The sequence below is a fragment of the Bradyrhizobium sp. HKCCYLRH2015 genome, from assembly GCF_051168215.1.
GTDB lineage: Bacteria > Pseudomonadota > Alphaproteobacteria > Rhizobiales > Xanthobacteraceae > Bradyrhizobium.
In genome coordinates, this window is the sequence record NZ_JBNPUO010000009.1 from 207652 (window position 1) to 220944 (window position 13293).

Consider the following 13293-nt stretch of genomic DNA (forward strand, 5'->3'; position numbering starts at 1 on the left):
GAAAGCTCGTGACACCGGTCGATCCTCCCATGGCTGGGTCGAGGGAGGGTCTCATGTTCCGCTGCCGCAATAGTTTCGTTGCGCTTGCGCTGCTCATGGTGATGACGGTCGGCGCGCTGGCGCAAACGTCCGATCAGCCCTCGATGTCGGCCGCGCAGCCCCAGCCGCCGGCACGCGAGCTCCCGCCAAGCGCCGAGCTTCTGAAACCCGAGCAGCTTGAAGCGCTCGTCGCCCCTATCGCGCTTTATCCCGACCAGTTGTTGGCCAATGTCCTAGCGGCGTCGACTTACCCGCTGGAGGTGGTGCAGGCCGATCGCTGGCTGAAGCAGCGCAAGACGGTGAAGGGCGATGCGCTGAAGAAGGAAGTCGACAAGCAAACCTGGGACGACAGCATCAAGGCGCTGACCTCCATGTCCGAAGTCCTGTCCATGATGAGCGACAAGCTCGAATGGACCAAGAGCCTCGGCGATGCTGTTCTTGCGCAGCAGGCGGACGTTATGGACGCAATCCAGCGCCTGCGCACTAAGGCCTATGACAACAAGAAGCTTGTCGACACCAAGCAGCAAAAGGTCATCGTCCAGACGCAGGAAGCCAAGCAGGTCATCGTCATAGAGCCGACCGACCCGGCAACGATGTACGTGCCCTATTATGAGCCGGCAACCGTCTATGGATCGTGGCCTTATGCGGAGTATCCGCCTTATTATTTCGGCTATCCGAGCTACATCGGCGCCGGCGTGATCGCGGCCGGTGTCGCTTTTGGTGCGGCCTGGGGCATCGCGCGCTGGGGCAACTATTGGGGCGGCGGCTGCAACTGGGGCAATCGCAACCTCTACGTCAACCACTACAACAGAACCAACAACATCGGAAACAGCTGGCAACACAACCCGGCGCATCGCCAGGGTGTGCGCTACAACAACGCCAATGTACAGCAGCGTTTCGGCAATACCAATCTGCGGGCTGGCGTTGCTGATCGTGGAGACTTTCGAGGCCGCGACGGGCAGCAGGTGCTTCGTCCAGGCTCGGACCGTGCCGGCGGCGGCGATCGCCCCGGTGCCGCCGACCGCGCTGGAGATCGCGCGGCAGATCGCAGCGGCAGTCGCGGTGGTGACCGCGCCGGTGCCGATCGAGGCAATCGTCCGACCACGGCGGATCGCGCCAAGGGTGGCGGCGATGGCGGCAAGGCGGCTGCCAGGACCGGCGGCAAGGATGCTGCCAAACGGGCCGGCAAAGGCGGGGGCGATCGCGCGAAGGCGGCCAGCCGCGGGGGCGGGAGCGGTCGTGGCGGCGCGATGAATGTGTCCTCGGGCAGGGCGGCTGCTGCGGCATCGGCGCGTGGTCGCGCGAGCATGGCGAGCATGGGTCCGCGCGGCGGCGGAGCGAGCTTTACCGGACATGGCGGCGGTGCTGCTATGCGCGGCGGTGGCGGCTTCGGCGGCGGCCGTGGTGGTGGCGGCGGACGTCGCTCCGACATCGCGCTGAAGCACGATATCGTGCTGCTCGGCCATCTCGCCAACGGCCTCGGCTACTATCGGTTCAGCTATATCGGCAGTCACAAGGCATATGTCGGTGTCATTGCCCAGGAGGTGCAGAATGTCATGCCGGAGGCCGTGACCCGCGGCAGTGACGGCTATCTGCGGGTCTATTACGAAAAAATTGGACTGAAACTGATCGGCTATCGCGCTTGGCTGGGCGGCGGAGCAAGAATCCCCACGGAGGTGTCGCGATGAAGATCCTGAACGTGCTCCGGCGCGCTACTCTGCCGGTCATCCTTGCTGCCGCGCTGCTGACGTCGGCGTCTCGCGCGCAGCAGGCCTACCCGTCGCCGGAACAAGCCGCGTCGGCGCTCGCCACCGCCGTGAAGAGCGGTCAGCGCCGGCAATTTCTGAAGATCCTCGGCCATGACGCCCTGGACATCATCGAGTCGGGTGATGAGGTGGCGGACGCCGAGATGCGTCGGCGGTTCCTGGCAGCCTACGATGCCAGCCATTCGATCAAGGTTGAAGGCAACAAGAAGGCCACGATTATTCTTGGGACCGAAGACTTTCCGTTTCCAATTCCGCTGGTGAACAACAAGGACGGCTGGGAATTCGACACGGACAAAGGCCGCGTTGAGATCCTCTATCGTCGTATCGGGCGCAACGAACTCGATGCCATCCAGACCTGCCTTGCGTTTGTCGATGCCCAGAATGAATATGCCGACAAGGATCGAGGTGACGGCGTCGGCGTCTACGCGCAGCGCATTGTCAGTAGTCCTGGCAAGAAAGACGGCCTGTTCTGGCGCGACGAGCGCGAACCGAGCCCGCTCGGCGAGCTTGCTGCGCGGGCGTCGGCCGAAGGCTACGCGCTTGGCGAGAAGAAGGTGCCCTATCACGGCTACTATTTCCGTATCCTGAAAGGGCAGGGAGAGGAGGCTCCTGGCGGCGCCGTCTACTACGTCGTCAGGGGCAAGATGATCGGCGGCTTTGCGCTGATCGCCTATCCCGCGGAATATGGAAATTCTGGCGTCATGACCTTCATGGTTAGCCACGCCGGTATCGTCTACCAGAAGGATCTGGGGACGCGGACGGAGGTCGTTGCAGAGCGCATGAGGCGTTTTTCTCCCGACCAAACCTGGAAGAAGGTCGATGCCACACAGCGGTGAGCGGAGCTTATGCGATGAGACCTGGCCTGCGACGGTGCGCGGTGGTTTTGCTCGGAGTTCCGCTGGTCGTGCCACTGGTTGCCGAAGCCCTTCCCCTCACGCCCTATCGATACGAAGCCCAGGCTCAGCGCCATTGTCCCGGCGACGCCGTGGTCTGGCTGGATTTCCGAAAGGAAGTCTACTACCTCAAATCAGCAAAGAACTACGGTCAGGGCGCCACGGGGAGCTTTGCTTGTGAGAAGGAGGTTCGCGCCAGCGGCTTCCGTCGCTCTCTGCTTGGGATACGCGCCAGGCTGAGAGAGGTACGATCGCGGCATTGATCAAGGTCAATGGGCTCGCAGGTCACCCACGCTCAACTGTTGGGTTGAAACGATGAGCGCTCAGAGAGACTTGGCCGGTAAGATCTCCGTTCTCTCACAGTTCAAGGAACCCGATACGGATGCCGACGCACACCTCTCGCTCCATGCCGGAGCTCTCGACTACTACAACGGCGACCATGAGAGCTTTCTGGACAAGTGGAGCAATGTCATCTTTCTGGCGCCAATGGTGCTGGGCGCGCTCGCTTCCATGCGCGGGCATAGGCTGGAAGTTCATCCGGTCTGACAAGCCCGTGATGAACGAGGGGGCGCTCGACTCGCTTTACGCACTCGGAAAGAAGACAAGGAGCGCTCAGGCTGAAGCCGACTTGTCGGAGATCGAAGATCAAGTTGACGCAGTCCCCGCTGCGCAACGAGTCAGGGCCGCAACTGACGACGAGAGCGCGCCCGACGCCGCCACTCTCAATGTAGCGGCACATCGTCTCGAGAGCCTTATCCATAATCGCAAGGCCGCACTGGGCTCCCCAACGTTCATGCGGGGCTGAATAGCGTGGCCAAAAACATGAGGCGGGCACATTCTCCGCCGCAGAGCCGTTGCCCTTCTCCACGAGCGCCCGAAGTTCATCATCTCGTTGGTCGTCGGTGGTGCCTCGAATCAGGTTGGTGTCAGCAACCCGACCCTACCGGGCAATCGCCGGTAAACACCGTAAAGCCGTCCACCCGCTAGAACGCAATTGGGGAGCGCGGCCGGACGGCTTTGCTCTTATCGACTCACGCCACGCCGGGGAACACGACCGGTTCGCTGAAATCTTCTATGTGCCAAGATCGTGCCTCGGCGAAGCAGGGGGACATTATTAGAGAGTTGACTAAATCGTTGTTTTGATTGGATCAATTGCGGTCGAGCCTAGGACCTCTCCCGTGTGATGGGTACCGACATTCAACGGGGGGATCTTCCTTCATTGCAATCCGCGCCTGAGCACCGGCAGTCACCTCAGATAGCAATGGCAAGCGAATGTCGGTATCGGTGGTTGCGCCTCCTCGATTTCAACCCGCTCGCCGACCATTTTGGGCGGCGACGGATCGCGCATGAACTGCGGTTTTTGGGGGGCTGTCGAGATCCGACCTTCCGAATTAGGCTGCTCTTCGGTAAGAAAATAGAGCTTCCGGAATAGTGGGTTTCGCGATGTAGCGGACCCCCGCTACCAACGGTCACCCCTCCACCCGAACGCTTCGTCCCCATTCTCCCGGTCCGCAAGGCTCGCGCGCCACGCCACGGCGCGGCCTACGATGCCAGCCGCGCGATCACCAGATCGAGCACAGCCCGCAGCCGCGCCAGCCGGCGCAGATCTCGATGATAGCCGAGATAGGTGTCCCGCCCCGGCGGCTGCTCGCCGACGTCGACCTGCTGGAGGCCGGGCGTAGCGTCTCCGAGCGGTCGGGGCAGGACGGCAAGGCCCGCTCCCTGCGCGCAGAGAATGGCCTGAACGTCCCGGTTGTTGCTCCGCATCGCGACCTCCGCCTTCGGGAGTTTCTTCGCCAGCCAGCGCGCGTCGGGCATGTCGGCGAAGGCCGTGTCCATGGTGACGACCCTGATCCCTTCGCCGTCGCCTCCGACGTTCCGGGGGCCGTGAACCGGGCCGTACACAGCATAGGGAATGTGCAAGAGCCGCCGCGAGATCACCTCCGGCTCGTCGAACGACCGAATGCGGAACACGAGGTCCGCCTCGCGGCGGGGAAGGCTGTAGAGCCGAGCATCGGTCAGCAGCTCGACACAAACGCGCGGGTGGAGACGGCCGAACTCGGCAAGGACAGGCGCCAGCATCAAGCGGCCAAACCAGTCCGACGATGAGATCCTGAGGAAGCCGTCGAGTTGCGCCTGCGTTCCGGCCAGGCGTCGCTCGAAGGCGAGCGCTTCCTCCTCCACGCGCTCGGCGTGGGCCAGCACGGCCGTGCCTTCGTGTGTGAGCACGAAACCCTCGGACGTCCGCTGGAACAGCGTCTGGTTCACGGCGGCCTCAAGGGCTGCGAGGCGGCGTCCCATGGTCGGTTGAGACAGGCCGAGCCGACGCGCTGCAGCACCGAGCGTGCCCTCGCGCGCAATGGCAAGGAAGATCCGCAGGTCGCTCCACTCCATGCCGGTCCTTTCAAAAACAGCCCGACGGGATCGCTGGACACCTATTCAGAACTGAATGAATTACGTACAAATTCGATGATGTCCATTCAGAAAATGAGGGATCATGGTCTCCGCCATCACAGCAGGAGGTCTCAATGACCCATTCGATGACGGCTGCCGTCCTCCACGAAACTGGCGCGCCGCTCCGCGTCACCCCGATCAGCCGCCCGACGCCGGGGCACCGTGAGGTCCTTGTGCGCATCGCCGCGGCGGGCACCAACCCGTTGGACGCCAAGATCCAAGCCGGCCAGGCCGCGCATGCCAAGCATCCCGCGCCCGCCATCCTCGGGCTGGACATGGCTGGGACGGTCGAGGTCGTCGGCCCCGGCGTCACCCGGTTTCGCCCTGGCGACGAGGTGTACGGCATGGTCGGCGGCGTCGGCGGTCATCCCGGAACGCTGGCCGAATATGTCAGCGCCGATGAGGATCTGCTTGCGGCCAAGCCGGCCAACCTCTCCATGCGCGAGGCCGCGGTTCTGCCCCTCGTGACGATCACGGCCTGGGAGGGTCTTGTCGATCGCGTCGGCATTCGACAAGGACAGACGCTCCTTGTGCTGGGCGGAGCCGGTGGCGTCGGTCATATCGTGGTCCAGCTGGGGCTCGCATTCGGTGCAACGGTCCATGCCACGGGAAGCGCGGAGAGCAGGCCCGTGATCGAACGCCTTGGCGCGACCTTCATCGACCGGCACGAGCCGATTGCCGAAGCGGTCCGCCGCGTGACGGGCGGGCGTGGCTTCGACGTCGTGTACGATACGGTTGGCGCTCTCGACGTCGCCTTCGCCGCGGTGGCGAGGTTTGGTCACGTGACCTCATCGCTGGGGTGGGGCACCCATCCGCTCGCGCCTCTCTCGTTCAAGGGCGGCACCTATTCCGGCGTTTTCACCCTCCTGCCGCTGATCGAGGGTGAAGGACGGCGGCACCACGGCGAGATTCTCGAGAAGGCCGCGCAGATGGTCGAGGCCGGCAAGCTCACGCCGCTGCTCGACCCGCGCCGGTTCGCACTCGAGGACGTCGGCGCGGCCTATGACGCCCTCAAGAAGGGGGGTGGCGCAGGCAAGATTGCGGTCGACATCGGGGCGGCGTGAGCTTGCTCGACCAATCACGGCTGCACAGGTTTCACTCGCAAATGGCAACGCCAAGGGATCGCGCGATGAGAGTCTGGTGCCGCGCCCGCTTCGACCACCTTGTCGACAAAGCCGGAGCAGGCCTCTTCGCCACCGTCGACCAGGTGACACCCGAGATGTTCGATAACCTGCTCGCCACGCATCTCAAGGGTTCGTTCTTCCTCGATCGAGGTCTCCGGTGGGGACCAGATCTGAGAGGCGAGACATGGTGACGGCCAGCGAGACACGTCACGCGCGGGGCTTGCCTCAGGCGGCGGAAGTCACCTCGTTCCGCATGAAGCCGGGGATTGCGGCGAAGCAGGCCGTCGAAGCCGGCCGTGACATCGATGCTTGGCTTCGTCAGCAGCCCGGCTTCGTCTCCCGGCTCATGATCTCCAACGCGGATGGCTCGATCACCGACATCGTCGTCTGGAGGTCTGAGCGGCACGGTCAGAATTCGTCGAGAAGGCTAATGGCCGAGACCGCGTTCTCGCCCTTCCACGCAATGGTCGATGGCAAGTCGGTCGACTGGAGATTCGCTGCCGTCCTGATCTGACGCAGGCGAGGACATGCGCAGCACGCCTGCAGTTGCCCGCACATTCACGGGTGAACGTGTCGCTCGCACCGGATTGCGCAAGGCGGGCTTCGACCTATTCTCTATCGACACCACCCAGACGACAACTCCACGGCGCCCTCGCTAGCACCGCCCGAGCTCGAGGTCGCGGACCTTCTGAACCATGTCCGTCACGGATGTCGCCTCGAGCTTTCTGAAGGCATTGCTTCGATGCATCTTCACCGTGATGAGGGAGATCCCGAGTTCGGCCGCGATCTGCTTGTTGACCAGGCCGCGATCGAGAGCCGTCAGGACCTCCATCTCTCGCGGCGTCAACCGGGTGGCGCGATCCCTCAAGTGATCCTTCGCGCGCTCCTCCTTCTGCCGTCGCGCCTCGATGTCAATGGCTTCGTGGATCGCCGTGAGGAGGTTCCGCGGCTGGAATGGCTTCTCCACGAAGTTGATTGCGCCGGATCGCATGGCGCCGACAGCGGTCGACACATCCGCGTCGCGGGCGCTCATGATGATCGGGGTTCGGACGTTGCGTGCAAAGAGATGCTGCTGCAGCGCCAAGCCGCTCTTGCCCGGCAACCGGACGTCGATCAGGAGGCAGCCGACTTCGCGATCCACGCCCCTGGTGAGCAGCGAAGCTATCGAATCGTGCCACCTGGACTCGAGACCCGCTGACATCAAGATGGCATCGAGTACGTCTCGCGACGTCGTGTCGTCATCGACGACAGCGACGACATGAGGTGGTGGGATCTCCGGCCTGGCCAACCTGAGATGGTGCAACTCGCCGCGGCCACGCGTCCGCGCACCGTGCTGCAGGAGAGGGGAGTCCGCAGCCGAATGCGAGGATGTTCGACGGCGAGGAAGCTCTGCCGTCATTCTGCGATGAACGCGAGAATGTCTGCGTTGAGGACGTCGGCATGGATCGTCAGCATGCCGTGCGGAAAGCCCTTGTAGAGCTTCAAGGTGCCATGCTTGAGCTGTTTGGCCGACAGCAGCGCGGCGTCTTGATAAGGCACGATCTGATCGTCATCGCCGTGCATGACCAGCGTCGGTACATCGATGAGCTTGAGGTCCTCGTTGAAGTCCGTTTCCGAGAACACCCTGATGCATTCATAATGCGCGTGGGCTGCGCCCATCATGCCCTGACGCCACCAATTGTCGACGACACCCTCGATGAGGCGCGCGCCCGGCCGGTTGAAGCCGTAGAACGGAATCGGCACATCGCGATAGAACTGCGCCCGGTTGGCCGCGAGCTGGGCGCGGAGATCATCGAATACGGCGAGCGGCGTGCCGTCTGGATTCGCTGACGTCTTGAGCATGATCGGAGGGATCGCGCTGACCAGAACGGCCTTTGCAACGCGCCCCTGGCCGTGACGGGCGACGTAACGCGTGACCTCGCCGCCGCCGGTCGAGTGTCCGACGTGGACGGTATTGCGCAGATCGAGCGCGCGTGCGAGCTCCGCCACGTCGGCCGCATAGGTGTCCATGTCATGGCCGGTCGAGGACTGGCTCGACCGGCCGTGACCGCGCCGATCGTGCGCGATCACGCGATAGCCGCGATGCAGAAAGAATAGCATCTGGGTGTCCCAATCGTCGGCGCTGAGCGGCCAGCCGTGATGAAACAGGATCGGCTGTCCGTTGCCCCAATCCTTGTAGAAAATCTCGGTTCCGTCGGTCGTCGTGATGAAGGGCATGGATGCATCTCCAGTTGAGACCCGTCGAGGATTCCGATTGCAGCGCGGGCTACGGCGCGGCCTCGGACGTGAGCGTTCGTTCGACAACGACTTAAAAGAGACCCACCGGAGAAGTCTTCCGTGCGGACTTCCAATCTTGAAAGAATGCACGAGCACGCGCTGGGCAGCTGCAGCGGATGGAGCTACGGTTCAGCTTGTTCGATTGCGGGCGCCCAGCCGCCAAAGCGCCGGGGAGTTTCCGGTCATTCGCCGAAAGGCGGTGGTGAAATGGGCCTGACTGCTGAAGCCGAGATCGAAGGCGATCGAGACGACTGGCTGTTCCGTCGCTCGAAGCCTCTCCTGGGCGCGGACGATCCGGCGGTGCAGGATATAGGCATGGGGCGGATGCCCGGTGGCGGCCTTGAACTGGGCGGCAAATCGAGATCGGGGAAGGCCAGCGATGTCACTGAGTTGCGACAGGGAGATCGTCCTACCAAGGTGCGCATCGATATAGTCGAGGGCGCGGCCGATACGGTCGGCCGCGGGCTTCGCCGCGTCGCCGGCGCTGATCGTGCGGCCATGATGTCGTTCGATCAAGCGCGAGCCGAACGCCAAGGCGAGACCTTCCACGAAGGAGGGTCCCGCGATTCCGTCATAGAGGTCCGCGGCCCTGAATGCCAAGGCAAGCTGTCGGAGACCGTCGTCGACGATCCGGTCGGTCTCGAACAGACAGATGTCGCCCGATGGCAAACGCCCGAGCACGCTGTTCATGCACTCGCGCAGCAGATCCTGCGAGAGAAAAACCCTGAGATTGTCGAGCCGGCCCCTGGCCACCCCGCGCCAACGTCCCTGCCGCGGGCCGGTGATCAGCATGGCATTCGGCTCCTCGCCGCCGCTCCAGACGCTGCGTCCGGAGATCAGCAACTCTTGTCGCGCGCGCCGCTGCACCAGCGTCACGACGTGTGAATCATCCTCGCAATCGGAGCAGACTTCGATAGGACCGTTGTGCTCGCTTCGCCAGCGCGACAGGCCGACTTGAAGATGGCGGCCGTTTGCGAGCGTGGCGGGGGCAGGCTTGGCGCGCCATTGAGTTTCGTCGTGCACCAGCATGGAGAGACCTCGTCGAGAAATCGTTTAGTTAGACAGCGCCGACCGGATGCGAAAGAGGCCGTAGGCCGCAGCGCCATCGATTGACGTGCGAATTGGAAAGTCATTCGCACTTTCAGGAAGCAAGCATGGTCTCTCGTCCGCTAGATGTCGTGACCAGCCGTCGCAACGCTGCGCCGAGGCCAGATTGTGGTGGCTGCCGGGAGACGTTGCTGCCGAACGGGCAATGGGAGATCGCAAGATGACACTGGCTGAGAACCATTCCCGCCGAACGTTCTGCATCTGCTGTATCGCCGCAGCCGGTGCAGTTGCCGCGGGAGGCTGGCTCACGCCATCGCAGGCGTTTGCCGAAGCCCGCAACATCGTGGATACGATCCGCGACGCGGCGGCGCATGCGCCGATCAAGGTCCACGCGCTACGCGGCGATGTCAGCATTCTCGAAGGATCCGGCGGCAACATCGCGGTTCTCTCCGGACGCGACGGCAAGCTGCTTGTCGATGCAGGCATTACGGCGTCGCGTCCGAAGCTGCTGCAGAGTCTGAATACCATTGGCCGCGGCCCTGTGACGCGCCTGATCAACTCGCACTGGCATTTCGACCATACTGACGGGAATGCGTGGTTGAACGGCGAGGGAGCGGCGATCGTCGCCCACGCGAACACCCGCAAGCATCTGTTGTCAGCGCAGCGCGTCGAGGACTGGGACTACAACTTCCCGACATCGCCGCTCGCCGCAGTTCCGAGCGAGACCGTCAGCGCCGAGACGACGCTGAAGCACGGCGGCGCGACGGTTGTGCTCCGGCCCTACGGCGCTGCGCATACCGATTCCGATTTGTCGATCACGTTCACCGAGGCCGACGTCCTGCACTGTGGCGACACGTACTGGAACGGAATCTATCCTTTCATCGACTATTCGACCGGCGGCAGCATCGACGGCATGATCAAGGCCGCCGATGCCAATCTGGCCGCGGCGGGCGACAGGACGATCGTCGTTCCCGGACATGGCGCGCCCGTGAGCAACAGGAAAGAGCTCGCGGTTTATCGGGACATGCTCTCCGCCATCCGCGACAATGTCGCCAAGCTGAAGCAGCAGGGACGTTCGGTGGAGGAGGCCATCGCGGCCAAGCCGACCACGGCCTTCGACAGCCGCTTCGGCCAATTCCTGATCACGCCGGCGTTCTTTACCCGACTGGTCTACCAGGGCGTCTGACGTCCGCGGCCAAGACGAAATCATGGCACAGCGCGGCGCCAGCGTCCGGGCGCTTCTCCGACCAGGCGCCGGAACACATTGATGAAATGCGTTTCGCTCTTGAATCCGACGGAGATGGCAACATCCCGGATCGATCGCTCGGGATCGAGCAGCAGCCGCTTCGACGCATGAACCCGGCACTGGAGGACATACATGTGGGGCGACATGCCGGTGGAGGCCTTGAACTGAGCTGCGAAATGCATGCGGCTGAGACCCGCGGCGGCGCTCAGATCCGCCAGCGCGATCGGCTGTTGAAGATGAGCATCAATGAAGGCCTTTGCCCGATTCAGCCGCCACGGTGTCAGCGGCGACAGCTTTCGCTTCGGCGAATGCTCCTGCTTCAGGTGGTAGCGCCCGATCAGGTGGGCCGCGAAGCTGATGCTCAGGCTGTCGAGGAACAACCGGCTCGGGGCGGCGTCATCGGCGAAGGCGCGCATCAGCGACGTCATCAGGTGACGCAGCACCTTGTCGTCCGCTTCCTGCGGGCCGAACAACTCCATCGAAGGGTCGGCGGGCCTGCCGCTGATGTCCTCGTAACATTCCGTCACGGTGGCCGGAGAGACGAACGCCCGCAGGATCGCGTAGTCCTCGCGATAGATTGCCCGCGCATTGGGAAGCGCGGGCCCTGTCAGGACGATGGTGCCTGGAACGACGTCGCCATCGATCACGGACCGTCCGGCAATGGAGAGCGACAGGTTCGTGCACCGCACGGCGTAAGACACCGTGTAGGGCAGGTCGGCCAGATCGGCTTGCACCTCGAGTGCGGCTCTGTCGATCCTTCCGCTCCACATCGAGACCGAGAGTCGTGCTCCGCCGTCCGCGGTCAGCGATGGTGAGTGCGGTGGCTCGCGCCAGCGTCGTTCGGCAGGGATGTGCGCCAGGCTTGGCAGCGAGGTGACCAGGGCCGGCACATGTCGGCCCGTGTGCGATAGTCGCGTCGCCGTGTTGGCTTCTCTGGCCTCGTTGTCCATTGCGCGCCTCCGTCCTTGACCGAGGGGGATGATCCATACAATCTGTCAGAAGAAGCATGCAATCAAAGGAATTGCGGAGAATTGCATGGATTGGCTCCCTACACTTTCCGAATGGCAAGGGCCGCTGTTCGTCCGCATCGTCGATGCGCTCGCCGCGGATATCGCGAGCGGACGGCTGCTGCGTGGGCAGCGGCTGCCGACGCACCGCAGCCTCGCGGCGGAGCTGAGGATCGATCTGACGACGGTCACACGCGCCTATAGCGAGGCGCGTCGTCGAGGCTTGATCGAGGGGCGCGTCGGGCAGGGGACGTTCGTGTCCGAGACCACGGCGCGTGCGTCTCCGGACCAGCCGGCCACGGTCACCATCGACCTCTCGATGAACCTGCCGCCACAGCCGGTCGAGGCGCAGCTCGAACGGCGGATCGAGCAGGGGCTTTCGACCATTCGCACGGAGGCCGGCTTGAGCGCGTTTCTGAGCTACGCGCCGCCGGGCGGCAGCGTGGACCAGCGCGAAGCTGCCGCCCTCTGGCTGCAACCGCGGCTGTCTCATGCCTCGCCCGAGCGGATCGTGATCTATCCGGGATCGCAAGCGATCATCTTCAATGCTCTGCTGGCGCTGACGCAGCCGGGCGATGTCGTCGTGACGGAGGCGCTCACCTTTCCCGGAATCAAGGCTGCCGCTGCGCAGCTAGGTGTGCGTCTCATCGGGGCTGCCATGGATCTGGAGGGGGTCCGGCCCGACGCGCTGGATGACGCCGTGCGCAAGCACCGGCCGAAGGCGGTCTATCTGGTTCCGACACAGCAGAATCCGACTACCGCGACGATGAGCGCCGGACGGCGGCAGGCAATCGCCGACATCATCCGCAAGCGCAACACCGTGCTGATCGAGGATGATGCCTATGGCCCGCTGGAGCCGCGCGTCGCGCCGATCGCGACCTTGATCCCCGAGCGAACCTATTACGCGGCCAGCATCGCCAAATGCATCGCGCCGGCCCTGCGTGTCGCCTATCTGCTGGCGCCCGACGACAAGGCCGAGCAGATGATGCGCGTCAACCTGCAGGCAACGATGCAGATGCCGGCGTCGCCGATGGTTGCGCTGGTCACGCACTGGCTGAAGTCCGGTGTCGCCGACGAGATCATCCGCGCCATCCGCAACGAGGCCGCCGCCCGTCAGCAGCTCGCGTCGCGTCTGCTGAAGGGAGTGACCTATGCCGCGCGTCCCGCCAGTCATCATCTTTGGATGCCGCTGTCGCCGCAGCTCGACGGCACCGACCTGCTGTCGCATCTGATGCGGAACGGCCTGGCCGTCGTCGGTGAGGTCGCGTTCGCGGTCGGCCAGCCGGCACCGCGCGGTCTGCGTCTCTCTCTCGGAGCGGCACGCAACCGGGCCGAGCTCGGCCAGGCATTGCAGGTGCTGTCGCGCGCAGTCACCGCGCGCTCCGTCAGACAGATCGTATAGCGCGATCCCCGGGCGTTCACATCCCCCGGTATAATGGA

12 protein-coding genes are annotated in these 13293 nt (G+C 63.9%); 7 read left to right on the forward strand and 5 right to left on the reverse strand.

Features of this window, described 5'->3' with window-relative positions:
- Positions 1-53: 53 nt before the first annotated feature.
- The 3 genes from ACQR1H_RS24020 to ACQR1H_RS24030 all read left to right on the forward strand — a co-directional run bounded on the left by ACQR1H_RS24020 (position 54) and on the right by ACQR1H_RS24030 (position 3244).
- Positions 54-1727 (forward strand): DUF3300 domain-containing protein, encoded by a 1674-nt coding sequence (locus ACQR1H_RS24020; protein ID WP_434908285.1) that lies wholly within the window; start codon positions 54-56, stop codon positions 1725-1727.
- A complete protein-coding gene (locus ACQR1H_RS24025; protein ID WP_434908286.1) occupies positions 1724-2641 on the forward strand; it encodes a DUF2950 domain-containing protein in 918 nt (305 codons plus the stop codon). The genes ACQR1H_RS24020 and ACQR1H_RS24025 overlap by 4 nt, the downstream gene beginning before the upstream one ends.
- 390 nt (positions 2642-3031) lie before the next feature.
- Complete coding sequence (locus tag ACQR1H_RS24030) at positions 3032-3244, forward strand: hypothetical protein (protein WP_434908287.1); 213 nt, start codon at positions 3032-3034, stop codon at positions 3242-3244.
- Positions 3245-4240: 996 nt separating this feature from the next.
- Here ACQR1H_RS24030 and ACQR1H_RS24035 read toward each other — a convergent pair.
- Positions 4241-5092, reverse strand: a complete 852-nt coding sequence (locus tag ACQR1H_RS24035) for a LysR family transcriptional regulator (RefSeq protein ID WP_315803365.1) — start codon at positions 5090-5092, stop codon at positions 4241-4243.
- Between the two features lie 134 nt (positions 5093-5226).
- Between ACQR1H_RS24035 and ACQR1H_RS24040 the strand changes: the two genes are divergently transcribed.
- Both ACQR1H_RS24040 and ACQR1H_RS24045 read left to right on the forward strand, forming a co-directional pair.
- Entirely contained in the window at positions 5227-6216 is a 990-nt protein-coding gene (locus ACQR1H_RS24040; RefSeq protein WP_434908288.1) for an alcohol dehydrogenase catalytic domain-containing protein, read from the forward strand.
- A gap of 244 nt (positions 6217-6460) precedes the next feature.
- The gene (locus ACQR1H_RS24045) at positions 6461-6790 is read left to right on the forward strand and encodes a hypothetical protein (protein ID WP_316182395.1); all 330 of its coding nucleotides are present in this window, start codon (positions 6461-6463) and stop codon (positions 6788-6790) included.
- Between the two features lie 141 nt (positions 6791-6931).
- On the opposite strand, the gene ACQR1H_RS24050 is transcribed toward ACQR1H_RS24045, so the two are convergent.
- The 3 genes from ACQR1H_RS24050 to ACQR1H_RS24060 form a co-directional block, all read right to left on the reverse strand.
- Positions 6932-7564, reverse strand: coding sequence for a response regulator transcription factor (locus ACQR1H_RS24050; protein ID WP_434908289.1), 633 nt, complete (start codon positions 7562-7564; stop codon positions 6932-6934).
- A 107-nt stretch (positions 7565-7671) separates the two neighbouring features.
- Positions 7672-8493, reverse strand: a complete 822-nt coding sequence (locus tag ACQR1H_RS24055) for an alpha/beta fold hydrolase (protein WP_315803369.1) — start codon at positions 8491-8493, stop codon at positions 7672-7674.
- Positions 8494-8682: 189 nt separating this feature from the next.
- Positions 8683-9582: an AraC family transcriptional regulator gene (locus ACQR1H_RS24060; protein ID WP_315803370.1), complete on the reverse strand. Its 900-nt coding sequence runs from the start codon at positions 9580-9582 to the stop codon at positions 8683-8685.
- 238 nt (positions 9583-9820) lie between these two features.
- On the opposite strand from ACQR1H_RS24060, the gene ACQR1H_RS24065 reads away from it, so the two are divergent.
- Complete coding sequence (locus ACQR1H_RS24065; RefSeq protein WP_315803498.1) at positions 9821-10786, forward strand: MBL fold metallo-hydrolase; 966 nt, start codon at positions 9821-9823, stop codon at positions 10784-10786.
- 20 nt (positions 10787-10806) lie between these two features.
- Here ACQR1H_RS24065 and ACQR1H_RS24070 read toward each other — a convergent pair whose 3' ends face one another.
- Positions 10807-11796, reverse strand: coding sequence for a helix-turn-helix transcriptional regulator (locus tag ACQR1H_RS24070; RefSeq protein ID WP_315803371.1), 990 nt, complete (start codon positions 11794-11796; stop codon positions 10807-10809).
- An 85-nt stretch (positions 11797-11881) separates the two neighbouring features.
- On the opposite strand from ACQR1H_RS24070, the gene ACQR1H_RS24075 reads away from it, so the two are divergent.
- Positions 11882-13255, forward strand: coding sequence for a PLP-dependent aminotransferase family protein (locus tag ACQR1H_RS24075; protein WP_315803372.1), 1374 nt, complete (start codon positions 11882-11884; stop codon positions 13253-13255).
- Positions 13256-13293 lie beyond the last annotated feature (38 nt).

What these genes read in the sequence shown, in the direction of transcription:
- ACQR1H_RS24020 (WP_434908285.1), top strand. Translation starts at nt 54, where the DNA reads ATGTTCCGCTGCCGCAATAGTTTCGTTGCGCTTGCGCTGCTCATGGTG.
- ACQR1H_RS24025 (WP_434908286.1), top strand. Translation starts at nt 1,724, where the DNA reads ATGAAGATCCTGAACGTGCTCCGGCGCGCTACTCTGCCGGTCATCCTT.
- ACQR1H_RS24035 (WP_315803365.1), bottom strand. Translation starts at nt 5,092, where the DNA reads ATGGAGTGGAGCGACCTGCGGATCTTCCTTGCCATTGCGCGCGAGGGC.
- ACQR1H_RS24040 (WP_434908288.1), top strand. Translation starts at nt 5,227, where the DNA reads ATGACCCATTCGATGACGGCTGCCGTCCTCCACGAAACTGGCGCGCCG.
- ACQR1H_RS24045 (WP_316182395.1), top strand. Translation starts at nt 6,461, where the DNA reads ATGGTGACGGCCAGCGAGACACGTCACGCGCGGGGCTTGCCTCAGGCG.
- ACQR1H_RS24055 (WP_315803369.1), bottom strand. Translation starts at nt 8,493, where the DNA reads ATGCCCTTCATCACGACGACCGACGGAACCGAGATTTTCTACAAGGAT.
- ACQR1H_RS24060 (WP_315803370.1), bottom strand. Translation starts at nt 9,582, where the DNA reads ATGCTGGTGCACGACGAAACTCAATGGCGCGCCAAGCCTGCCCCCGCC.
- ACQR1H_RS24065 (WP_315803498.1), top strand. Translation starts at nt 9,821, where the DNA reads ATGACACTGGCTGAGAACCATTCCCGCCGAACGTTCTGCATCTGCTGT.
- ACQR1H_RS24070 (WP_315803371.1), bottom strand. Translation starts at nt 11,796, where the DNA reads ATGGACAACGAGGCCAGAGAAGCCAACACGGCGACGCGACTATCGCAC.
- ACQR1H_RS24075 (WP_315803372.1), top strand. Translation starts at nt 11,882, where the DNA reads ATGGATTGGCTCCCTACACTTTCCGAATGGCAAGGGCCGCTGTTCGTC.